Source organism: Ensifer sp. BR816, from assembly GCF_000378985.1.
Taxonomy (GTDB): Bacteria; Pseudomonadota; Alphaproteobacteria; order Rhizobiales; family Rhizobiaceae; genus Sinorhizobium.
Map to the genome: position 1 here is coordinate 6105445 of NZ_KB905370.1, position 22527 is coordinate 6127971.

General features: G+C 63.7%; 18 protein-coding genes and 2 pseudogenes. 10 read left to right on the plus strand and 10 right to left on the minus strand.

All coding sequences use genetic code 11. From position 1 onward, the window contains the following. Positions 1 to 126: 126 nt before the first annotated feature. Both RHIBR816_RS0129495 and RHIBR816_RS0129500 read left to right on the plus strand, forming a co-directional pair. The gene (locus tag RHIBR816_RS0129495; protein WP_018240184.1) at positions 127 to 1242 is read left to right on the plus strand and encodes an efflux RND transporter periplasmic adaptor subunit; all 1116 of its coding nucleotides are present in this window, start codon (positions 127 to 129) and stop codon (positions 1240 to 1242) included. 3 nt (positions 1243 to 1245) lie between these two features. Next, positions 1246 to 4488, plus strand: coding sequence for an efflux RND transporter permease subunit (locus RHIBR816_RS0129500; RefSeq protein ID WP_018240185.1), 3243 nt, complete (start codon positions 1246 to 1248; stop codon positions 4486 to 4488). A 106-nt stretch (positions 4489 to 4594) separates the two neighbouring features. Here the strand turns inward: RHIBR816_RS0129500 and RHIBR816_RS0129505 are convergent, their stop codons facing one another. Next, positions 4595 to 5407: a class I SAM-dependent methyltransferase gene (locus RHIBR816_RS0129505; RefSeq protein WP_018240186.1), complete on the minus strand. Its 813-nt coding sequence runs from the start codon at positions 5405 to 5407 to the stop codon at positions 4595 to 4597. 187 nt (positions 5408 to 5594) lie between these two features. Next, positions 5595 to 6503 carry an SDR family oxidoreductase gene (locus tag RHIBR816_RS0129510; protein WP_026187573.1) on the minus strand — a complete coding sequence of 303 codons (909 nt, stop codon included), beginning with the start codon at positions 6501 to 6503 and terminating at the stop codon, positions 5595 to 5597. Positions 6504 to 6585: 82 nt separating this feature from the next. Here RHIBR816_RS0129510 and RHIBR816_RS0129515 point away from each other — a divergent pair, with 82 nt between their 5' ends. The 3 genes from RHIBR816_RS0129515 to RHIBR816_RS0129525 all read left to right on the plus strand — a co-directional run bounded on the left by RHIBR816_RS0129515 (position 6586) and on the right by RHIBR816_RS0129525 (position 9083). Continuing rightward, positions 6586 to 7167, plus strand: a complete 582-nt coding sequence (locus tag RHIBR816_RS0129515; RefSeq protein WP_026187574.1) for a TetR/AcrR family transcriptional regulator — start codon at positions 6586 to 6588, stop codon at positions 7165 to 7167. A gap of 104 nt (positions 7168 to 7271) precedes the next feature. After that, a complete protein-coding gene (locus RHIBR816_RS0129520) occupies positions 7272 to 7946 on the plus strand; it encodes a glutathione S-transferase family protein (protein WP_018240189.1) in 675 nt (224 codons plus the stop codon). A gap of 87 nt (positions 7947 to 8033) precedes the next feature. After that, the gene (locus tag RHIBR816_RS0129525) at positions 8034 to 9083 is read left to right on the plus strand and encodes an aldo/keto reductase (RefSeq protein WP_018240190.1); all 1050 of its coding nucleotides are present in this window, start codon (positions 8034 to 8036) and stop codon (positions 9081 to 9083) included. 54 nt (positions 9084 to 9137) lie between these two features. Here the strand turns inward: RHIBR816_RS0129525 and RHIBR816_RS0129530 are convergent, their stop codons facing one another. The 5 genes from RHIBR816_RS0129530 to RHIBR816_RS0129550 all read right to left on the minus strand — a co-directional run bounded on the left by RHIBR816_RS0129530 (position 9138) and on the right by RHIBR816_RS0129550 (position 15607). Further along, positions 9138 to 9554: a nuclear transport factor 2 family protein gene (locus RHIBR816_RS0129530; protein WP_018240191.1), complete on the minus strand. Its 417-nt coding sequence runs from the start codon at positions 9552 to 9554 to the stop codon at positions 9138 to 9140. 120 nt (positions 9555 to 9674) lie between these two features. Continuing rightward, a complete protein-coding gene (locus tag RHIBR816_RS0129535) occupies positions 9675 to 11702 on the minus strand; it encodes an acyltransferase family protein (RefSeq protein WP_026187575.1) in 2028 nt (675 codons plus the stop codon). A gap of 343 nt (positions 11703 to 12045) precedes the next feature. Beyond that, positions 12046 to 13272, minus strand: a complete 1227-nt coding sequence (locus RHIBR816_RS0129540) for a PLP-dependent aminotransferase family protein (protein ID WP_018240193.1) — start codon at positions 13270 to 13272, stop codon at positions 12046 to 12048. A gap of 124 nt (positions 13273 to 13396) precedes the next feature. Further along, complete coding sequence (locus tag RHIBR816_RS34685) at positions 13397 to 14581, minus strand: ABC transporter substrate-binding protein (protein ID WP_084811208.1); 1185 nt, start codon at positions 14579 to 14581, stop codon at positions 13397 to 13399. A gap of 102 nt (positions 14582 to 14683) precedes the next feature. Further along, complete coding sequence (locus tag RHIBR816_RS0129550; protein ID WP_018240195.1) at positions 14684 to 15607, minus strand: adenylate/guanylate cyclase domain-containing protein; 924 nt, start codon at positions 15605 to 15607, stop codon at positions 14684 to 14686. 229 nt (positions 15608 to 15836) lie between these two features. Between RHIBR816_RS0129550 and RHIBR816_RS0129555 the strand changes: the two genes are divergently transcribed. The 3 genes from RHIBR816_RS0129555 to RHIBR816_RS0129565 all read left to right on the plus strand — a co-directional run bounded on the left by RHIBR816_RS0129555 (position 15837) and on the right by RHIBR816_RS0129565 (position 17813). Then, a complete protein-coding gene (locus RHIBR816_RS0129555) occupies positions 15837 to 16439 on the plus strand; it encodes a bifunctional 2-polyprenyl-6-hydroxyphenol methylase/3-demethylubiquinol 3-O-methyltransferase UbiG (RefSeq protein ID WP_018240196.1) in 603 nt (200 codons plus the stop codon). Positions 16440 to 16508: 69 nt separating this feature from the next. Further along, entirely contained in the window at positions 16509 to 17480 is a 972-nt protein-coding gene (locus RHIBR816_RS0129560; RefSeq protein ID WP_018240197.1) for an aldo/keto reductase, read from the plus strand. A gap of 78 nt (positions 17481 to 17558) precedes the next feature. Beyond that, positions 17559 to 17813, plus strand: a complete 255-nt coding sequence (locus RHIBR816_RS0129565; protein ID WP_018240198.1) for a hypothetical protein — start codon at positions 17559 to 17561, stop codon at positions 17811 to 17813. Positions 17814 to 18013: 200 nt separating this feature from the next. Here the strand turns inward: RHIBR816_RS0129565 and ilvC are convergent, their stop codons facing one another. Continuing rightward, positions 18014 to 19033, minus strand: coding sequence for a ketol-acid reductoisomerase (gene ilvC, locus RHIBR816_RS0129570; protein ID WP_014328859.1), 1020 nt, complete (start codon positions 19031 to 19033; stop codon positions 18014 to 18016). A gap of 61 nt (positions 19034 to 19094) precedes the next feature. Then, a complete protein-coding gene (locus tag RHIBR816_RS0129575; protein ID WP_026187579.1) occupies positions 19095 to 19742 on the minus strand; it encodes a TetR/AcrR family transcriptional regulator C-terminal domain-containing protein in 648 nt (215 codons plus the stop codon). A 135-nt stretch (positions 19743 to 19877) separates the two neighbouring features. Between RHIBR816_RS0129575 and RHIBR816_RS34690 the strand changes: the two are divergent. Further along, positions 19878 to 21298: pseudogene (locus RHIBR816_RS34690) on the plus strand (ABC transporter permease); the annotation flags it as partial. Between the two features lie 30 nt (positions 21299 to 21328). Here RHIBR816_RS34690 and RHIBR816_RS0129585 read toward each other — a convergent pair. Then, the gene (locus tag RHIBR816_RS0129585) at positions 21329 to 21895 is read right to left on the minus strand and encodes a transglutaminase-like cysteine peptidase (RefSeq protein WP_018240200.1); all 567 of its coding nucleotides are present in this window, start codon (positions 21893 to 21895) and stop codon (positions 21329 to 21331) included. A gap of 198 nt (positions 21896 to 22093) precedes the next feature. Here RHIBR816_RS0129585 and RHIBR816_RS38615 point away from each other — a divergent pair. Then, positions 22094 to 22527: pseudogene (locus RHIBR816_RS38615) on the plus strand (hypothetical protein); the annotation flags it as partial.

Below are 22527 nucleotides of genomic sequence, written 5' to 3' on the forward strand. Positions count from 1 at the left end.
TGACTATCCCCCGCCGAGACGTATCAATCTCAAGTTGCGTGACTTGGAGTGGTGAAAGTGCTCTGACTCCAAGTCATCCGAAAGTGAAATTGCAAGCCGTCTCAAGCTGTAACGGGAGAACGTTGCATGCGTGGTTCGAGAACTCTGGCTGTCGTCCTTTCATCAACGCTGCTTGCCGCGCTCTCGATGGCGCCGGAAAGGGCTCGCGCCCAGCAGGCGGCGCCGGCCGTGGTCGTGGCGCCGGCGACGATCATGGACCTGCGCGAAAGCGCCGACTTCACCGGCAAGGTCGTGGCGATCCAGAAGGTCGGCATCCGCGCCCGCGTCTCGGGTTTCCTGGAGGACGTCAACTTCAAGGAGGGCGACAAGGTTCCGGCCGGCGCCCTGCTCTACCAGGTCGAGGACGGCGCCTACAGGGCCGCCATCCAGGAGATCCAGGGATCGATCGAGGCGGCCGAAGCGACGCGCGAACTCGCCGTGCTCGAGCGCGACCGGGCCAAGCAGCTCATTTCCAGCAACACGATCAGCCAGGCCGAGGTCGACGAGGCGAATGCCCAGGTCAAGAAGTCCGAGGCCGATATCCTGCGGCTGGAGGGCAGCAAGCAGAACGCCGAGCTCAACCTCTCTTATACGAAAATCATCGCCCCCTTCGAGGGCGTCGCCGGGCTTTCGAGCGTCGATGTCGGCGCCCTGGTCGGCCCGGATTCGGACGCGCTGGTGACGATCACCCGGCTCGATCCGATCTATGTCGAGTTCCCGGTCGCGACCGCCATCTTCCTCGAATACCGCCAGCGGGCGCTGAGGGGCGAAGTCAGCCGCGACGCCAATGTGCAGATTCTCCTGCCGGACGGCACCACCTACCCGGACAAGGGCACGATCAATTTCGTCTCCAGCGAGGTCGCGCAGGGCACCGACACGATCACGGTCCGGGCCGAGTTCCCGAACCCCGATGCGCTTCTCCTCGACGGCACGCTGGTGCGCGTCACGCTTGAGCAGACCGACAAGCAGGAAGTGCTTGCCGTCCCTCAGCAGGCGATCCAGCGCGACCAGCAGGGCGCCTTCGTGATGGTCGTCGGCGCAGACTCGAAGGTCGAACTGCGCCGCCTCGACGTGGCGCGCACCACCCGCGGCCAGGCGGTCATCGCCAAGGGGCTGAAGGAGGGCGAGCAGGTGATCACCGACGGCGTCGGCAAAGTCAGGCCGGGCATGACCGTCGATGCAGCAGCGGCAACGGGCGGCTGAGCCATGATCTCCGAGATCTTCATCGATCGTCCCCGCTTCGCCGCGGTTATCTCCATCGTCCTGACGCTCGCTGGCCTTATCGCGCTCACTGCGCTGCCCATCGCGCAGTTCCCCGACATCGTGCCGCCGCAAGTAAGCGTGACGGCGAGCTATCCCGGTGCAGGCGCCGAGGTGGTCGAGGCGACCGTCGCCCAGCCGATCGAGAGCCAGATCGTCGGCGTCGACGACATGCTCTACATGAAGTCGACCAGCGGCGCCGACGGCTCCTATACGCTGACGGTGACATTCGCGGTCGGCACCGACCCCGACATCGCCACCGTCAACGTGCAGAACCGCGTCTCGCTCGCCGAGGCTAGGCTGCCTTCCGAAGTCAAGCAGTCCGGCGTCAGCGTGCGCAAGAAATCCTCTGCGCTGATGCAGGTGATCGCAATCTACGGCGAGGGCGAGAACGAAAGCTTCGACAATCTGTTCCTGTCGAATTACGCCACCATCAACGTGATGGACACGATCAAGCGCGTGCCCGGCGTCGGCGACGCCTCGCTCTTCGGCGCGCAGGACTATTCGATGCGGGTGGTGCTCGACATCGATCGGCTGACCAGCCTCGGCATGACCCCGACCGACGTGATCAATGCGCTGAAGGCGCAGAACATCCAGGCCGCGATCGGCCGGATCGGCGCCCAGCCGATGACCGACGATCCGCTTTTCCAGCTCAATCTCCAGACCCAGGGGCGGCTCACCGATCCGAAACAGTTCGAAGACGTCGTGCTGAGGGCCGAAGCGGACGGCTCCTTCGTGCGCATCCGCGATGTCGCCAAGGTCGAGCTCGGCGCGGCGAGCGCGGATTCGAGCTCCCGCTTCAATGGCAAGCCGGTGGCGATGATCGGCACCTACCAGGCGCCGGGCGCCAATGCGCTGGCCGCCGCAGAGGGCGTGCGGGCGGCGATGGAGCGCCTGTCGCAAGCCTTTCCGGAAGGCCTCACCTACAAGATCTCCTATGACACCTCCGAATTCGTCGAGGCGAGCGTCGAGAATGTCGTGCACACGCTGATCGAAGCCTTCGTGCTGGTGATCATCGTCGTCTTCCTGTTTCTCGGTAATTGGCGCGCAACGCTGATCCCGCTCGTCGCCGTGCCGGTGGCGCTCATCGGCACCTTCGCAGTGATCCTCGCCATGGGCTTCTCGCTCAACACCGTGTCGCTGCTGGCGCTGGTGCTGGCAATCGGCATCGTCGTCGACGACGCGATCGTCGTCGTCGAAAACATCGAGCGCGTCATGGAGGAAACCCCCGGCATGCAGGCGCCGGAAGCGGCGCGCCTTGCCATGGGCGAAATCACCGGCGCGATCGTCGCCATCACCCTGGTCTTGCTTTCGGTCTTCGTACCGGTGGCCTTCATCCCCGGTTTAAGCGGCCAGCTCTTCCAGCAGTTCGCGGTCGCCGTCTCCGTCTCGATGGTGATCTCCGCCATCAACGCGTTGACCTTGAGCCCCGCGCTCTGCTCGGTCCTGCTGATGCCGCATCACGGCGAGAAGCGCGGCATTCTCGGCTGGCTATCGCGCCGCATCGACAACGGCCGCGACGGCTATGTCTATGTGGCCGAGAAGATCGCGCGGCGCGCCATCATCGGCCTCGTTCTGATCGCGGTCGCGATCGGCGCCACGGGCTGGCTGTTCCGCATCGTCCCGACCGGCTTCCTGCCGAGCGAAGACCAGGGCATGTTCTTCACCGAAGTCCGCCTCCCCGAAGGCGCCTCCTACAACCGCACGGATGCGGCGCTGCGCCAGGTCGAGACGTTCCTGCGCGGCATCGAAGGCGTGCAGGACGTGACCAGCGTCTCCGGCTACAGCTTCCTCGACGGTCTCTCCAAGTCGAACAGCGGCTTCGCGGTGGTCACCATGAAGCCCTTCGCCGAGCGAGAGGCGGCGTCCGCCTCGGTCGACAGCGCCGTCGCCACCGCCATGGCGAAGGGCGTGACGATCCGCGAGGCGCAGGTCTTCGCCTTCAACCTGCCGCCGATCCTCGGGCTCGGCACGGGCTCCGGCTTCGAATACCAGTTGCTGGACCTGCAAGGGCGCCCGGCAGCCGACATCGCGTCGACGGCCGGCGGGCTGATCATCGCCGCCAATCAGAACGCAAAGCTCGGGCCGACCTTCACCACCTATTCGGCAAGCTCGCCGCAACTCTATCTCGATCTCGACCGCGACCGGGTACAGGCGCTCGGCGTTTCGATCAGCGATCTGTTCGCCACGCTGCAGGGCACGCTCGGCTCCTATTACGTCAACGACTTCAACCTTTTCGGCCGCAGCTGGAAGGTGAACCTGCAGGCGGCACAGGCCGACCGCGACTCCGTCAACGACATCCAGCGCCTGCATGTGCGCAACGCCGCCGGCGGCATGGTGCCGGTCGCGTCGGTGGCGCGGGTGGACTATATCGTCGGCCCGCAGACGATGGTGCGCTACAACAACAACCGTTCGATCACCTTGAACGGCCAGCCGGCCTCCGGCGTCTCCTCGGGCGAGGCGCTGCAGGCGATGGCGGCGCTGTCGGCCACCACACTTCCGCCCGGCTACAGCTACGAATGGACCGGCACCGCGCTGCAGGAACTCGAGGCCGCCGGCCAGACGACGGTAATCCTGGCGCTCGCGGTGCTGTTCGCCTACCTCTTCCTGGTCGCGCTTTACGAAAGCTGGACGATCCCGGTCCCGGTGCTCCTGTCGGTGGCGGTCGGCGTCGCCGGCGCGCTGGTCTCCGTACTGATCGCCGGCCTCTCCTTCGATATCTACGCCCAGATCGGCCTTGTCGTGCTGATTGCGCTCGCGTCGAAGAACGCGATCCTGATCGTCGAATTCGCCAAGTTCCAGCGGGAGAAGGGCGCCGGCATCGTCGAGGCGGCCGTGCAGGGCGCCCGCGCCCGCTTCCGCGCGGTGATGATGACGAGCTTTGCCTTCATCGTCGGGCTGATTCCACTCGTCACGGCCGAGGGCGCCGGCATGCTCAGCCGCCGCGCCGTCGGCACCGGCGTCGCCGGCGGGATGCTCGCAGCGTCCCTGCTCGGCATCTTCGTCATCCCGGCCCTCTATGTCACTTTCCAATGGCTCCGTGAACGGGGCCACAAGCTCGCCGGGCTGTCCGGCCCGCATATCGGTCAGCCGGCGTCGGCCGAGGACGGTCCGGAAGAGGAGCGGAAGGAAGACCGGCGGGCGCCAGCGACGGCTGCGACCGCCGCGCAGTCGCCGCCCGCGCGCTGACGCATCGACCGAAAATCGGACCCGATTTTCGGTCGATGCGTCGTTTCAAAGAGTTACAGCGTCCTTTGTGCGTCCTGAAGGACGCACGGCGCTATATCGTCATTCTTCAGCGCACCGTCCCCACCATATAGGCCTGGATCCGCCGCTCGATCATCCCGCTCCCGAAGCGCTTCGTCAGCGCCTCCGCCACGCCCTCCGTTACCGCCGCCAGCGCCGAAGCGTCGCGCTCCTCGATCTCGCTGCGGACGGGAGTGCCCTGGCAAAAACCGGTCGCGGCATCGGACGCGGATATGGGGCCGTTCCTCTTCTCGAGCGTTTCGAGCGTGATGTCGTGAAAGCCGGCGGTCACGAGATCGGCGCGGATGATTTCCGGGTCCGCATAGCCGTGCGGCACGCGGCGCATGAAGCTCGGCGGGTTCTCCGGGAAACGCGCTGCCAGCGCCTCCACCGCCGCATATGCCAGCTCGTTTGCTTCGACCCTGTCCCAGACGTTGAAGAGGAAGCGTCCGCCGGGTTTCAGAACGCGCCACGCCTCTCGGTAGGCTTTCACCCGGTCCGGGAAGAACATCACGCCAAACTGGCAGAGGACGACATCGAAGCTCTCGTCGTCGAACGGCAGTTCCATGGCGTCCGCCTGCTGCCAGATGATCCGCTCGTCGTCGCCCAGCCTGGCATGCGCGACATCCAGCATCGGCTGGTTGAGATCGGTCGCGACGAATTGCGCCTCGATATCGAGCTTCGGCGCCAGCATCCGGGTGACGATGCCGGTGCCGGCGGCGATTTCCAGCACGTCGAGCGGTTTGAGCCGCGCCACTCGCTCGGCGAGGTCGATCGCATAGGGCTCGAAGATCAGCGGCACCATCAGCCGCTCGTAAATTTCGGGTATCGCTCCGGCAAAGACCTTGTCCGCTTCCGCCATGGTCCCCTCCCGCGTCGGTGAAAGGCGCCCTCCGGTGACGCCGCTTTGGCGGGAGTAAGATACAACCTTGCGCCGCATTTCCGAAGCGGTCCGAACGAGGCGGTGAATAGCAACATGATTACCGGCTATTGCGAGCATTTGCGATCGCCCGATAGATTGCCTCACCCTACGTCAGGAGGGAGCTGCCTCACCGATACCCCGTCGCATCGGCGGCCTTACCCGCCTCCATCACCTCGTCCATGTAGCGCCAGCAATCCGGCCGGGAGCCATCGAGGTCGGTGAAGCCGTAGACCTGGGCGAGCCCGCCGCTTGACAGCGACTGGCCGTTGAAGCGGGTCTTCTCCGGATCGGCGGCAAGCGCCGCCACCGCCCGGCCGACGAAACGCGGGCTCTCGGAAATGACGAAATGCGGCTGATAGGCCGTGGCGTCGCGCCAGTTCTCCTCCGTCACCTTGAAGGCATCGAGCATCATTTCCGAGCGCAGCCAGCCGGGGGTCAGCGAGACAGCTGTCGCCCCATGCGGCTCGAGGTCCTTGGCATGCGCCCAGGCCATGCGGTTCGCCGAGGTCTTGGCGAGATCGTAGAAGGGCGACAACCGGTAGTGATCGGCATTGTACTTCGCCGTGCCGTCCGTCACCTCCACCAGCAGCCCGCCCGGTCGCTCGATCAGCAGCGTCAGCGCGTAATGGGCGGTGATCAGATGCGTGTCGATCGCCAGCCGCAGGATCCTCAGGCCGTTTTCGAGATTATGGTCCCACACCGGCTTGTTCCATTCGAAGAGCTTTTCGCCACCCCAGATGTCGTTGACGAGAATGTCGAGCCTTCCCTCCTCGCGCCGAATGCGCTCGACCAGCGCCTGCACCGCCGGCGGCTGCAGGTGGTCCACCTGCACGGCGATTCCCTTGCCGCCCGCGGCCGCCGCGAGCTCCGCCGTCTCCTCGATCGTCTCGGGCCGCTGATATTCCGAAGGCTGCGTCCGCGTCGTTCGTCCCGTGACATAGACCGTTGCGCCCGCCGCACCGAGTTCCACCGCAATGCCGCGGCCGGCGCCGCGCGTTGCGCCCGCGACCAGCGCCACCTTGCCTTCAAGCGTCATGTCATCCTCCCTGAGAAATCCTCTGGCCTTGACCGGCACGTGCATATATAAACGCTTATTCGGTTATAAATAAAGGTCAAAAATGCCACGCCCCAAGACCCTGCCAAACGAAGAGGTGCTCGGCGCCGCCCTGAACCTCATGCGCATGGAGGGGCCGGAAGGCTTGACTTTCGCCACCCTCTCCGCCGCCTGCGGCCTTTCCCCTTCGACCCTGGTGCAGCGTTTCGAGACCAAATCCGGCCTCATCCAGGCGGCCTTGCTGCAGGCCTGGGACCGCCTTGACCGGCTGACGGCGGAACTGGCAGCCGCCACGCCGAAGACGCCGGCGGGCGCCGTCGCCCTGCTCGTCGGGCTCTCCGGCGACTACGGCGGCATCGAAAGCTACGCCGACGATCTCCTGATCCTGCGCGAGGACCTCCGCGATCCACTGTTGCGCGCCCGCGGCGCCGCCTGGCGCGACGTGCTCTCCGCGGCGGTCGAGGAGCGTTTCGCGCGCGTGCCCGCCGCCCCCGCCGGCATCGGCCTGATGATGGCCGCCCAATGGCAGGGGGCGCTCCTCTGGTGGAGCTTCGATCCGTGCATGCCAGTCACCGACTTCGTCAAGCAAAGCCTCCAGCGCTTCGTCGGGGCTTTCGCGGCGGAGCGGGAAACGGATCCGAGCTGACGATGGGGCCTTCGCGCCGGCTGAATCGCGAAGACTCCCCTTTTCACTTCACATTGGTGCGCTATACTGATTGCGAAACGCAACCAATCATCATAGGCACCTCCATGGCTCTGACCCTCTACCTCCACCCGCTCGCTTCCTTCTGCCACAAGGTGCTGATCGCGCTCTATGAAGCCGGGACGCCCTTCGAGGCGCGGATCGTCGATCTCATGGACCCGCAGGAGAACGCCCGCTACCTGGAGGTCTGGCCGGTCGGCAAGATCCCGGTGCTCAACGACGGCGCCCGCGACAGGATCGTGCCGGAAACCTCGATCATCATCGAATATCTCGATCGCCACTATCCCGGCAACGAGCCGCTGATCCCCCGCGACGAGGCAGTGGCGCTCGAGGCACGGCTGTGGGACCGCTTCTTCGATCTCTATATCCACGTGCCGATGCAGAAGATCGTCACCGACACGTTGCGTGCGCCGGGCGAAAACGACCGTCGCGGTGTAGCCGACGCCCGCGCGTCGCTCGCCACCGCCTATGATCTGGCCGAGCGCCAGCTCACGGACCGGCGCTTTGCGGTCGGCGACGCCTTCACCATCGCCGATTGCGCCGCCGCGCCCGCCCTCTTCTATGCCGGCATCGTGCAGCCCTTCGGCGAGACCCATCCGAACCTTTCGGCCTATTTCGAGCGGCTGCTCGAGCGTCCTTCCTTCCAACGCACGCTCGCTGAGGCGAAACCCTATTTCCACATGTTCCCCTACAGGGACGCGATGCCGGCACGCTTTCTTTGACCGCTTTGGCAGGCCGCCTTTTGCGGCTTGCTTTCCCGCCCTTGCCCGCTACCCTTTCCGGCAACAAGCACGCAAAGGAGCGAGACAATGGAATATCGTCTGCTCGGCCGCTCCGGCCTCAAGATTTCGACCGTCACCATGGGAACGATGACCATCGGCGGCGGCGGCAAGTTCGCCCAGGTCGGCAATGTCGGCGTCGAGGACGCGCGCCGCTATGTCGACCTCTGCCTCGATGCCGGCGTCAACCTCATCGACACGGCCGATATCTATTCGACCGGCACCTGCGAGGAGATTCTGGGCGAGGTTTTGGGCGGCAAGCGCAAGAACGGCGTGCTTCTCGCCACTAAGGCGCGCTTCTCCATGGGCCCGAGTCCGAATGACGGCGGCCTGTCGCGCCAACACCTGATCAGCGCCTGCGAGGCGAGCCTCAAGCGGCTGAAGACCGACGTCATCGACCTCTACCAGGTGCACGAATGGGACGGCCAGACGCCGCTCGAGGAAACGATGGAAGCGCTCGACACGCTCGTGCGCCAGGGCAAGGTGCGCTACATCGGCTGCTCCAACTATTCCGGCTGGCACATCATGAAGGCGCTCGGCATCAGCGCGCTGGAACACCGCCAGCGCTTCGTCAGCCAGCAGATCCATTATACGCTGGAGGCCCGCGAGGCCGAATACGAACTGGTTCCGATCTCGATCGACCAGGGCCTCGGCATCCTCGTCTGGAGCCCGCTTGCCGGCGGCCTCCTCTCCGGCAAGCACCGCCGCGGCCAGTCACCGGAAGGTACCCGCCAGTTCGCCGGCTGGAACGAGCCGCCGATCCGCGACGAGGAACGGCTCTGGAAGATCGTCGACATGCTGGTGGCGATCGCTGCCGAGCGCAATGTCTCTCCTGCGCAGGTGGCGCTCGCCTGGCTGATCGGCCGCAAGGCGGTCACTTCGGTGATCATCGGCGGCCGCACCGAGGCGCAGTTCCGCGACAACCTAGCCGCCGCCAGCCTCAAGCTCAGCGACGAGGAACGCGAACTGCTCGACGCCGTCAGCCTGCCGCCGGTCATCTATCCCTATTGGCACCAGCTCTGGACCGCCAAGGACCGGCTCGGCGCCGCCGATCTGTCGCTGCTCGGGCCGCATGTTTGACAGGGATGCGGCCGCGGCTAGCCGCCCGCATAGCTTCTAAATGCGATGAGTGGATCAGCGGCTGAGCAGGCCGACGGTTTCCGCTACTTCCAGCGTGTCCACGAACTCGGCGAAGTCAACGACGCGCCCATCCTTGAAGGTGAACTTGTCCATCAGTTCCATCTCCTTCGAAGTATTGGACGGAATGAACCGCACCGGGCCGGCGCGATGCACGCACACGGTGTCGCCATCGACGTGCAGGCTGACGGTGCTGACGCCGGAAAGGTCCCAGTTTTCGAGCAGCGCCTGGATGGAGCTTCGAATGGAATCCGTACCGTTCACCGGCTGTGTCATCAGCCCCAGCCAAGTGCTCCCGACAATCCGGAAGCGGCAGGCGGGGTCGAACCACGCCATGATGGTATCGAGGTCATTTTCATTTCGCGCGCCGTATATCGTCTGCACGGCCCTTTCCAGTTCGCTTCGATCCGCCATTGCTGAACCTCCCCCTTCGCAAGACCACTGCCCGCGGAAACGAGGCGCGGAACCGCCTCGCCTCCTCTCTTCGCGCACCATGAGTTTGCACCTGCTGGACCTTGGTTGCAATGAGCGTCACTACAACTTTGCGGGCTCGCCTCTTTCCTTCGCCCGCGGCCATCCATCCTCCTGGGCGCCGGAGCGGCTTCCAAAGATCGCCCGTTCAAGGGACGGCGCGAGCGATTCCGCATAGGGCGTCGCGATATGATGACGGTCGCGGAAGGTGAGCTTGCCGTCGATCAGCGCCGGGCACGTTGTCCCGTTGCAGAACAGATCGACCACATCGACATAGGACGCATGCGTCTCGGCAGCGACCTTTCGCTCCGCGGCGGGAATGGTTTCCTCAACCGCCTCGCTCCGCGGCGTGTCGCAATCGCTTGGGCTCCTGTCCTGCCAGACTGCGCGCGCGACGCATTTGTCGAGGTAGGATTTGTGTACCGGCACGTCGCGAAGCAGGACGACGTCGCTGCCCGCGCGTTCCAGCGCCTCCACGGAGCGCTTGATGCCTTTTGCCCACTCCCGAACATCCATCTGGTGGCTGGACACGGAGTTGATGCCGTTCCTGACATAGCTCGACGAGTATTGCGAGAGGATCACTACATCCGGCTTCAGCGCAGCGATCTCGCCGAAGGCCCGGCGCTTCCAGGCATCGCACTCGTCATAGTTCCGCATCAGCACGCCGTTCCAGGTCGGTACGTCCGCCGCCGGGCACGACGACTTCAGATAGGTGACGAGCCGCCATCCATTGTCTTCTGCGATCTTCTTGAGCGGCGTCGACCAATGATCCGCATGGGAATCACCGAGAAGGACGACGGTCTTCTTCGGCTTGGCGGCGCCGAATGAGCAAGCCTTCGGCTGCACTGCTTCCCTTTCGAGTACGCAGGCCGAATCGAATTCACGCGCCGCCGATTTGCGTTCGGCGCTTTGCTGGATCTGCCGCTGCTCACCATCGAGGCTGTAGCCTGCCAGGGCGGCGCTGCCATAGGCGAGCGTCGTGCCGGTCCCGGTGAGCAGCGCGGCGAGGCCCAGCGACCGCGCCGTCTTCGCCGCCAGCCAGCCGTTGTGGCGGATCGGGTTTTCGATGAAGTGGTAGCTGAAGAGCGACAGAACGAGCGTGACCGACAGGCACAGAAGCCGGTCGACGAGCGAGAGTTCCGGTTCGACAATGCCTGTATAGACGATGACTGGCCAGTGCCAAAGATAAAGCGAATAGGAGAGCTTTCCGATCTCCTGCAACGGCCGAAGCGCGAGGACGGATTTCGGGCCTGCCGCTCCCTCATGGGCGCCGCTCAGGAGCACCATCACCGTGCCGAGAACCGGCACGAGCGCGATTGAACCGGGAAAGGGTATCTCCTCCGTCACGGTCAGATAGGCCGTGGCGATCAGGAAGAGCCCGAGCCAGCCGAGGGCGGGCGAAAACCGAGAGCGCCGCGCCCATTGCTGCGGTAGCGCCATCGATGCAAGGCCGCCGAAGGCAAACTCCCATGCGCGCAACGGCGAGAAATAGAAGGCCCAAGGTTGGGATACGGCCGTCATGTGCCAGCAGAGTGCAAACGAGATGGCGGCGACGATGGCAAGGAGAACGAAGAGACCGCCCTTGCCCGGTCGAAGCCGCGCGAAGATCAGGAGCAGCGCCGGCCAGACCAGATAGAATTGCTCCTCGACCGAGAGCGACCAGAAATGGATGAACGGGTTGTTTGATGCGTCCGCGGCGAAATAATCGACGGTCCAGCGGATCAGCCAAAGATTGATCATGTAAGCCGAGGCGAACAACGACCCCTTGGAATAGAATTGCTGTTCGGACGGCGCGAGGATGAAATAGCCGAAAAGCAGCGTGGTCAGGATGACGAACAGCGAGGCGGGAAGCAGGCGGCGGGCACGCCGCGCATAGAAGCGCCAGAGATCGACTGTTCCGCTCTTCGCAATCTCCTGTTGCAGATGCCTGGTGATCAGAAAGCCTGAAATGACGAAGAAGATGTCGACCCCGACGAACCCGCCCGGCAGTCCTGTCATCCCGAAGTGAAAGGCGATGACACCGGAGACCGCCAAGGCGCGCAATCCTTCGATGTCCGGACGAAACCGTCCCGAGGAGGCTTGAATACTCATACGAACGACGCCCTGTCCCTGGCCCACCCGGGCGAAGGCTATCCGCAACCGGGAGGCAAAGTTCCTATCGCACCGCAGCATTCTTGCTGCAGCGCGGCGTGACGGGCGTGATCCTGATTCAGAATATGGCCTCAATAAGGGGCCTGCCGGTTTGATCGCTCGCGCAATGGGTTACATGAGCGCTCAAACGGGTGACTTGACCGTTCGCCAAGCGGCGGACAAACCGCTGGGCTACTCTGGAAAATTCCCTCAAAAGCAACGATTTGAGGCGAAAACTTCAACCATATTGTTGCTGCATGAGGCGCCGTCTAACGCGACAGCCATCATTTGTGGAAAAATGTCCTTAGGCGGCTTCTGCGACCCCACCGCGAATCAAATCGCCAAGCCGGCGGATTCCTTCGTCGATCATCTTGTCGTTGGCGCAGGAGAAGCTCAAACGCAGCGTGTTTTCGCCGGAGCCGTCTGCGAAGAACGCGCGCCCGGGGACGAAGGCGACCTTGGCGGTCTGGATCGATTTGGCGAGGAGTGCGGCGCCGTCCATGCCCTTCGGCAGCGTGACCCACACGAACATGCCGCCTTCCGGCTTCGTCCAGGTGACGCCGGCCGGCATGTATCTTTCGAGCGCCGCAAGCATGGCGTTGCGGCGGTGCTTGTAGGCTTTATGGATCTTCGCCACCTGTTCGTCGAAGCCGCGTTCGGCAACGGTGCAGATCGCCATCTGGTTGATGGTCGAGGAATGGAGGTCGGCCGCCTGCTTCATGAGCACCAGCTTGCGGATCACCGGCTCGGCCGCACAGACCCAGCCGACGCGAAGCCCAGGGGCCAGCGTCTTCGAGAAGCTTCCGCAGTAGATTGTCCGGGCGCTGTTGATGTCGCCCTTGCGGGCGATCTCCAGCGCCAGGATCGGCGGGATCGCCTCGCCGTCGTAGCGCAGAGACTGGTAGGCCGCATCCTCAATGACCGGGATGCCGAGTTCTTCGGCGAGATCCAGCACCCGCTCACGGCCGGCGCGATCCACCGTCTCCCCGGTCGGATTGGCGAAATCGGCCGAAAGATAGGCGAACTTGACCCGCCCGCCCGCCTCGGCCGCCGCCTGCACATAGGCCTCCGGGGTGCGGTTGCCGCCCGGATTCAACTGATCATAGTTCGGCTCATAGGCATTGAAGGCCTGCAGCGCGCCAAGATAGGTCGGCCAGGTGACGAGCGCCGTGTCCTTCGGCGAGAGAAACAGCTTGCCGAGATAATCGAGCCCCTGCTGCGAACCGGAGGTGATGAAGATGTTGTCGACCGTCGCCGGGATACCGAGAGCCGCCATCTGCCTGGCGAGCCATTCACGCAGGGGCCGATATCCTTCGCTGACCGAATATTGCAGGGCAGCGGTCACTGCCGGTCCGCCGAAAATCTCGGCATAGGCTTGGCGAAATTCGGCGTCGGGGAAAAGCTCGGGATCGGGAATGCCGCCGGCAAAGGAGATGATCTCGGGACGGTCGAGCAGCTTCAAGAGCTCGCGGATTTCCGAAGCCTTCATCCGGCTCGAGCGCGTGGCAAAAATACCTTTCCAATTGAGCATGCGGCCCTCCTCTTGGCGTGGGCCGGAGATGATCACAACGCGCGATTTATGTCAATATTGCTGACCTATATTCCGATCCCCGCCGTCGTCAGGAACATGGCGGATCGCCGCCGCGGCATGGCGACTATTGCGGAACGGGAGCCTGGCAGGCGCGGTTGGTATTGAAGGCGATCGGGCCGGGATCAACCTGCGGAGGCTCACATTCAATCTTCACGCCGACGATGTCGTCCCATCCTTTGATGATGACGTCTCGCGCCCTTTCCTGTTCCTGGATGCTCGGAAAGGCCGGGTCCGAGGCGTCGCGATCACGCTCGATTTGCCGCAGTCTCTCGCGCCAATCGACAGGTATCGCACCCTTGCGTATCAGGTCAGCCAGGCGGATCGGCTCACAATGGCCCTTCAGCCAGGCAAGTTGCGCCTCGTCCGAGTAGAGGTGCTCCATCCACAGCCGGGCGGCGTTCGGATGCGGAGCAAAGGCACTGATCGCCTGGACATAGACGCCGGCAATGACGCCCGTCTTGGGTCTAACGACCTCGATCCTGGTTTTTCCCTTGAAGCGGTCGCGATCACCCAGCGCAAGATATTCCCAGCGGATGAGGATCGGTGTGCGGCCGTCCACGAGTGTGTCGGTGCTACCGACGAGCGGAACGAAATTGCCTTTGCTGTTGAGATCCGCGAAGAACCGCAGCCCCAGCCTCGCAGCTTCTTCGACGTTTCGGTCCGTTTTGGACAGGCCCGCGGCGTAAACACCGAGGATGGCCTGGTTCGAAGCGAGGTCGCCGGCAAGCGCGATCGCGCTTTTGTAGTCCGGCGAAGTGAGGTCGGCCCAATCCCGCGGCATCGTCGAGACCCGGTCCGCATTGATCTCGAAAACGAGCACCCCGTAGTAGTCGCCATACCAATGACCGTCCGCATCCTTGACGGCGTCCGGGATCGTGTCCCAGGTGGAAACCTTGTAGGGCTGCAGCAAGCCGTCCTTTCTTGCAGCTGGGCCAAAGGAGATGCCGACATCGATCACATCCGGCCTCTCTCGGCCGGCCCCGATCCCCGCCTTAATCGCCTGGATCTGTTTTTCCGATCCCGCCTCAGGCTTGAGTTCTCTGACCGCCAAACCGTATTTCGCCTTGAAGCCGTCGATGATGCCGCCGTAACCGCACCAATCGCGAGGCAGCGCAATGACATTGAGCTGCCCTTCTTTCTTGGCTGCTGCGATCAAGTCATTCGTCGGGCCGGCATAAGCGATCGCAACGAAAGCCAAGGTGGCCAGCGCCGCAGGTGCCAGAAAGCTCGCTCCACAGCGTCGTTTCATCACGAGCCCCCTATTGAGAGTTGGAAGACCAAGTCTACCATCTTCCGAGAACCGTTGACATCGCTGTGGGTCCGCGTGGCCCGAGCGCCCCGCGTCATTCGCTCAGCGTCTGAGGCTGCCGCGTCCGCGCTTGACCCATCGAACTCCGGCGACGATCGCCAGGCCGAGCAGCGGCCAGCGGGCCCAGAACGTTCCGCTCCAGGTGAGAAGATTGATCGTGACGACGGCGATCCCGGTCAGTACCAGCGTGGCAAATCCACGGTCCAGCTGCGTAGTCCTGATCCAGAGGAATGCCGCGGCCAGCCCCATCCCGAAGAGAGGCCAGACCGCCCAGAACTCACCCTGCCACGAAAGAAGGTTTATCCCGACAATGCCGGCCGCGATCCAGCCGAGTGTGCGATATGTCCACCTTTTCGGTCGGGCGGGCTCGACGGCAGCAGTCTGCGTCGGCTGGGCCTGGCGCCCGAAGACCGCGCTGGCCGTCGACGAGGCGCGGTCCTCCGCCGCGCCGATCCGCACCGCATAGCTCGGAACGCCGCCTTCGATGTTCTTGACCTCGAGCTGGCCGAGAAAGTCGAAACCGACGGCCACCTTGTTGCGCACCTGATCATAGACCGTGTTGGAAATGACGACGCCGCCGGCGGGTGCGGATGCTTGCAGCCGGGAGGCGATGTTGACGCCGTCGCCGTAGATGTCGTTGCCTTCGGCAATCACGTCGCCGAGATTGATCCCGATGCGGAAGAACATCCGCGCCGCGCTTGGCAGCCCGGCGTTCAATCCGGCCAGTTCGTTCTGGACATCGACGGCCGCCCTCACCGCCTCCACCACGCTCGGGAACTCTGCGATCAGCCCGTCGCCCCAGGTGTTGACGACTCGGCCGTCATGCGATTCGATCAGACGCGCCATGGCATCGCGGTAGTGCTTGAGGGTGGCAAGCGTTCCCTCTTCATCGGCCCCCATCAGGCGCGAATAGTCCTGGACGTCGGCACAGAAGATGGTTGTCAGCTTGCGACGCGTTTCGGACATGGTCCTTGATCCTCGCTCGGCCTCCGCGCCGAAGGCACAACCTATAGATTGTAGACCCGTTGCACGATTCGCCACTCGAATCCAGCTCGCCTCAGCATACAGAGTGCGGGCTGTTCCGGCGACCCCGTAAGATGCCGGATGCGCAAACGCGCTATCACGTGGCATCGTTCCCCGCGGCGCTTGGTCGCCCGGAACGATGCTACAACGCCCGGCCCCTAAGGAGCACGACATGACGACAATCGATGACGGCAACACCCGGTTTTACCGCGACAACGCCGCCGCCTATGCGGGTCGCGCTCGCCGGACGCCCGCCGTAAGGCTCGACAAGTTCCTGGCGCAGCTGACACCCGGCGCCGCCGTGCTGGAGGTCGGCTGCGGCGGCGGTCAGGACAGCGCCTATATGCTCGCCCGCGGCTTCGACGTCACGCCGACGGATGGATCGCCGGAACTTGCGGCCGAGGCCGAACGCCTGCTCGGCCGGCCCGTTGGGGTCGTCCGCTTCGAAGAGTTTTCCTGGCGGCAGCGCTTCGACGGCATCTGGGCGGAGGCCTGCCTGCTGCATGTGCCGCGTACGGCCCTTCCGGATGTGCTCACCCGCCTCCTCCGGGCTCTCAAGTTTGGTGGTATGCTGCACGCAAGCTTCAAGGCCGGCAATGGCGAGGGTCGCGACGATTTCGGCCGCTACTACAACTATCCCTCGCACGATTGGCTTCTGCGGCAGTTCGAGGAAACGAGCTGGACGGCGATCGAAATCACCGAAGCCGACGGCAGCGGCTATGACGGCAGGCCGACGCGCTGGCTGCATGTGGCGGCGGAGAAGCCGGAGATTTGACTTCGGAAGGCCGGGGCCTAGGTAACAGGCGTTCCCCCCTCATCTCGATTCAACACCAGCGAGAACGCCATGCACCACAGAACACTTGGCCGCACCGGCCTGCGCATCTCCGAAATCGGCTACGGTGCCTGGGGCATCGGCAACAGCGGCTGGCAGGGCGCGAACGACGAGGAGTCTGCGCGAGCCCTCAACCGCGCAATCGACCTCGGGCTGAATTTCATCGACACCGCGCTCGGCTACGGCGACGGCCATAGCGAAAGACTGGTCGGCAAGCTGCTGCGCGAACGGTCGGAGACGATCCACGTCGCGACAAAGATCCCGCCGAAGAACCGGATATGGCCGGCTCGTCCGGGCACGCCGGTCGAGGACGGCTTTCCAGCCGATCACGTCATCGCCTCAACCGAAACAAGCCTGCGCAATCTCGGCGTCGAGACGATCGACGTGCAGCAGTTCCATGTCTGGTCGGACGAGTGGGTCGGCCGCGGCGACTGGCTGGAGGCGGTCGAGCGGCTGAAGCGCGATGGCAAGATCCGCTTCTTCGGCGTCTCGATCAACGACTACGAACCGCACAATGCGCTGAAGCTCATCGAAAGCGGCGTGGTCGACACTGTTCAGGTGATCTACAACATCTTCGAGCAGGCGCCCGAAGAGCAGTTGTTTCCGGTCTGCGAACGCCACAAGGTCGGCGTCATCGTCCGCGTCGCGCTCGACGAAGGCGGCCTGACCGGCCAGATCCGCGCTGACTCGGTTTTCCCGGAAGGCGATTTTCGCCAGAACTATTTCCGCGGCGAGCGCAAGCGCGAAGTCGAGGGGCGCGTCCGAAAGGTCGTCGAGGACCTGGAGATCGCACCCGACGCGCTCGCCGAAACGGCACTCCGCTTCGTGCTCAGCCACCCCGCCGTATCGACTGTCATTCCCGGCATGCGCTCGGTCCGCAATGTCGAGCGCAATTGCGCGATCGGCGACGGACGCGGCCTTCACGCCGAGCAACGCGAGAAACTACGTGCGCACAAATGGCCGCGCAATTTCTATCGCGACTGACAGCCTCCTTGGAACGGAACCGCCCGCTGGCGGTTTGGCCCCGTGTATCGCACGAAGCGATGGCAATTGGAGGTACATATGTTCAAGAAATTGTTGGTCGCAGCCGCAATATCGGCGGCCTGCGTATCCCCCGCTCTCGCACAGGCCGATGTCGTCTGCGACCAGGCGGGCATGACGAAGCTCGAAACGGACGTAGGTCAGATCAGCGACTCGGGCCGCAAGGAGATGGCGCAGAAAGAGCTGACCATGGCCAAGGAAGCTTTGGCGGCGAATGACCAGGAAAAGTGCAAGACCCATATGGCCAACGCCATGAAGGGCAAAGATCCGATGTGATGCGGCGGCTCGTGTCCGCACCATCAGTCGCTTTCCTTCGTCGCAAATGAAAAAGCCGAGGCACGAAGCCCCGGCTTTCTCAGCCTTGGGAGGGTAAGGCTTAGAGCGGGATGCGCTCACATTCGTTCGCGCCGCCGCTCAATCTGTTTGTTTTGCCGCATTTATGCGACGTCAGGTGATTCCACCTGACTGCAAAATGCTTAGTTCTTCGCCTTGTCGACCAGCTTGTTCTTGCCGATCCACGGCATCATGCCGCGCAGCTTGGCGCCGACTTCCTCGATCTGGTGGGCGTCGTTGACCCGGCGGATGCCCTTGAAGCGGGCGGCACCCGAGCGATATTCCTGCATCCATTCCGAGGTGAACTTGCCGGTCTGGATGTCCTTGAGCACGCGCTTCATCTCGGCCTTGGTCTCGTCCGTGATGATGCGCGGACCGGTGACGTATTCGCCCCACTCGGCCGTGTTGGAGATCGAATAGTTCATGTTGGCGATGCCGCCTTCATAGATCAGGTCGACGATCAGCTTCACTTCGTGCAGGCACTCGAAATAGGCCATTTCCGGTGCATAGCCGGCTTCGACCAGCGTCTCGAAACCGGCGCGGATGAGCTCGACCAGACCGCCGCAGAGAACGACCTGCTCGCCGAAGAGGTCGGTTTCGCACTCTTCCTTGAAGTTGGTTTCGATGATGCCCGAGCGGCCGCCGCCGACGCCGCAGGCGTAGGAGAGCGCGAGATCGAGAGCGTTGCCGGAGGCGTTCTGGTGAACGGCGACGAGGCAGGGTACGCCGCCGCCCTTCTGGTATTCGCCGCGAACCGTGTGGCCCGGGCCCTTCGGCGCGATCATGACGACGTCGACGGATGCCTTCGGCTCGATCAGGCCGAAGTGAACATTGAGGCCGTGCGCGAAGGCGATCGCCGCACCGTCGCGGATATTGCCGGCGATTTCGGCCTTGTAGATGTCGGCCTGCAGTTCGTCCGGGGTCGCCATCATCATCAAGTCGGCCCAGGCGGCAGCCTCGGCAACCGTCATGACCTTGAAGCCGTCGGCTTCGGCCTTCTTCGCGGTGGCCGAGCCGGCCTTCAGCGCGATGGCGACGTTCTGTGCGCCGGAGTCCTTGAGGTTCAGCGCATGGGCGCGGCCCTGCGAGCCGTAGCCGATGATGGCGACCTTCTTCGACTTGATGAGGTTGAGATCGGCATCACGATCGTAATAGACGCGCATTGAACTTTCCTTCCCTTTGCTTGTCCGTTTCCCTTTGACGGTCCAGACGATCCGGCCGCCGTTACCCTTTTCTGCCGTAGAGAGCGAGAAAGGCGTCGACCGCCCGCTCAGCCCTGCGGCCGAAATTCTTCTTCAAGCCGCCCGGATCCTCGCCGAGCAGCATGCGCAGATGCCAGTCGGAGACGACAAGCCCATAGAGCGCGCCATAGGCCTCGTCCGCATCGCCGAAGGCGAGGAGCCCCGCCTTGCGGCCCGCCTCGAGCAGTGCCCCTGCCCTGCGGCCGATCTGCCGGCGCCCGCGCTCCTCGAGCAGACGGCCGAGCTTGGAGCCTTCGCGGCTTGCCTGGCCGATCGCCAGACGGTTGAGCGCCAGCGAGACGTCGCCGGCAAGCACGTTGAGCAGATCCTCGGCAAAGGCGACAAGATGCGCCCTGAGGCCCGCTGCGTCCAGCGCCTCGGCCGAAACGTCGAGCGTCCTGACCTTGCTCGCCTGGAACGCGATCATCGCCGAAAGCAGCCCGTCACGATCGCCGAACCACTTGTAGAGGCTTTCCTTGGAGCAGTTCGCCGCGCGCGCAACGCCGGCGGTCGTCAGCGCTCGCTCGCCGCCGTCGACAAGCAGCCGCAGCGCCTGTTCGAGCACGGCACCCTGACGCTCCGTCAGGCCGCTTCCGGCACCCGCCACCCTTGTCGTTTCGACGCCTTGCACTTCGCAGCCACTCCATCAGTACCGTACGGTACGGTTCGCCGTTTTAGTGAGATGGCCGGAGGACGTCAAGCCCCAATTCTGCCGATGTCGAAACATGCCGCTGCTGCAAGCAACATAGTCGAACTGCGGCTCGGCCTCACCCGCCGCAGCGGCGATGATTACGAAAATATACTTCTACGCGAGATGAACGAGAACGGTCACACGGTCATCGTCATTACCCACTCGCGCGAGGTGGCCGAGCGGGCCGACCGGCTGATCGAGGTACGTGACGGCCGCATTATCGCCGATCGCGTCAAGAAGGGCCGGAGCAATCCGGAAGCGGCTTCGGCCTTGCCCAGCGCACGCGCGAGGGACTTGCCGCACTCGCCGACGTCTCGGAAGCGGTCAAGATGGCGATGCGGGCGCTGCGGGCGAACCTCTTCCGCACGATCCTGACGGTGCTCGGTATCGTCATCGGTGTCGGCTCCGTCGTCGCCATGCTGGCGATCGGCACCGGCGCGCAGGATTCGGTGCTGAGCCGCATTTCCTCCATGGGCTCCGACCTCTTGCTGGTGCGCCCGAGCATGGCCAATTTCCGCGGCAGCGCTGGCGGCAGCAACGTCACGCTCGTGCCGGCGGACGCCGATGCCATCCTCGAATTGCCGAATGTCGCCTTCGCCGTTCCGGAGATGACGAGCACCGTGACGCTCAGGCGCGGCAATATCGACTATCAGACGACCGCCAACGGAACCGTGCCGCAGTTCACCGCAGCGAAATCCTGGCCGATCGGACGCGGCGAGTTCATCAATCGCGACGACATGGAGGGCTACGCGCCGGTCACGGTCCTCGGGCAGACGGTGGTCAAGACCCTCTTTCCCGACGGCTCCGATCCGATCGGCCAATATGTGCTCGTCAACAAGATCCCCTTCCAGGTGATCGGCGTGATGAGCGAAATGGGCGCCAGCGCCGGCGGCAACGATCAGGACGACGTCGTTCTCGTGCCGCTCACCACCGGCAGCATGCGCATATTCGGCCAGCGCAACATCCGCACTCTCACCATCAAGGTGAAGGACGCCGCAAACATCGACCTGACCCAGGAACGGATCCAGGCGCTCCTCAACGAGCGCCACAAGAAGGAGGACACGCAGATCACCAACATGTCCTCCGTACGCGAGGCCTTTACCGAGACGTCGAACGCGATGAAGCTCTTCCTCGGTTCCGTCGCAGCGATCTCGCTTCTCGTCGGCATCGGGGTGATGAACATCATGCTGGTCAGTGTCAGCGAGCGAACCCGCGAAATCGGCGTACGCATGGCGACCGGCGCCCGCTGGCGCGACATACTGGTGCAATTCATCGTCGAGGCGCTGGTCGTTTCCGCCATCGGCGGCGCGATCGGCATCGTTGCGGGCCTCGGCACCGCTTACGTCGCCCGCACCTTCGGCATGCCCGTTAGCTTCACCGCCGGTCCGGTGGCGCTCGCCTTTGCCTGCGCCTTCTTGACCGGCCTGCTCTTCGGCTTCCTGCCGGCCCGCAATGCCTCACGCCTGCAGCCCGCCGTGGCGCTGAGTGCCGATTGAAGCGCGCGGCCCCGCACCGGACGGTGCCCGTCAGATCTGCTGTGCTCCGGCGATCCGCTCCCAGCGGCTACCGTTTGATTGCGACTGGCGGGCGAAATAGTCGTAGGGTGTGCGTGACCAGTCCCTGACAGAATTGGTCAGATTGTCGAGCACGAGATCGCCTTCGCTGGTGCGGACAGTCAGCACCGTATGACCATCGCCGCGATAGCGGGCCACTGTCAGCAGCAATGCGGAGGCCGGCCAGCCGCGCTTGAGGAGCTCGCGCTTCTTCAAGATCGCAAAATCCTCGCAGTCTCCGTAGGTGGTCGGCACGCGCCAGTCGTCATCCTTACCGACATTCGCGCGGTCGCTGCGCTCCTTGATAAGGGCGTTGACGGCGCTGTTGATCTGCTGAAGTTCACTCGCCTTGTCCGCACGCAGGACAACGGCCTTTCTCCCGCCATTGGTCCCGCACAACCGCGGTTCGCGTGAGCAGAACGAAGCGAAGGCCGGCGGTGCAAACGCCTTGCCTGCAGTTTTCATGATTGTCCCCGCATCAGCAGCCACCGGGGCAAAAATTAGCAAAAGGAATGCGGTCTTCGCAATGAAGCGATTCATGAAGTGTTCTCCAACGGCAGGCGTAACGTCCCCCGCGTCCGACGTAGAGATTAAATCAGACGGGTTAATCCGGGGTTGATTAGCCCGGAATAGGGCGATGTTATGGCGACATACTAATAATTCGTAAATTGACCCCAAACATCTTTAAGTAAATCATTGGATTTATTTTCGTAGTTATATTTTGCGTGGAGTTAAGTAATGAAAAGAATTCATAGATCGATTTTCCAAACGTTCTTCCTTCTCTCTACGGCCTCGATAGCATCCGTTGTCGTTACGACGGATGCGAATGCAGTAGAGCGTCGACGTATGACTACTGCGCAATGCAGCCCTTTGACAGAAGACAACTTTGCAGCGTGTTGCGTTGCGATAAATCGCTCGAAAATTCTTACTCCTGCGCAAATCAAAATGTGCCCGCCTCTGTCAACCGCGACCATTGGCAAGAACACGCGCCGAGATGATCGCAGCGACACCGCCAGCCGCGGCAGCGGCGGCGGTGGCTCCGGTGGCGGTGGTGGCTCCGGCGGTGGTGGCGGCTCCGGTGGCACCGGCGGCACCGGTGGCACCGGCGGCTCCGGGGGCACCGGCGGCACCGGTGGCACCGGCGGCGGCGGTGGCACAGGCAGTGGCGGTAG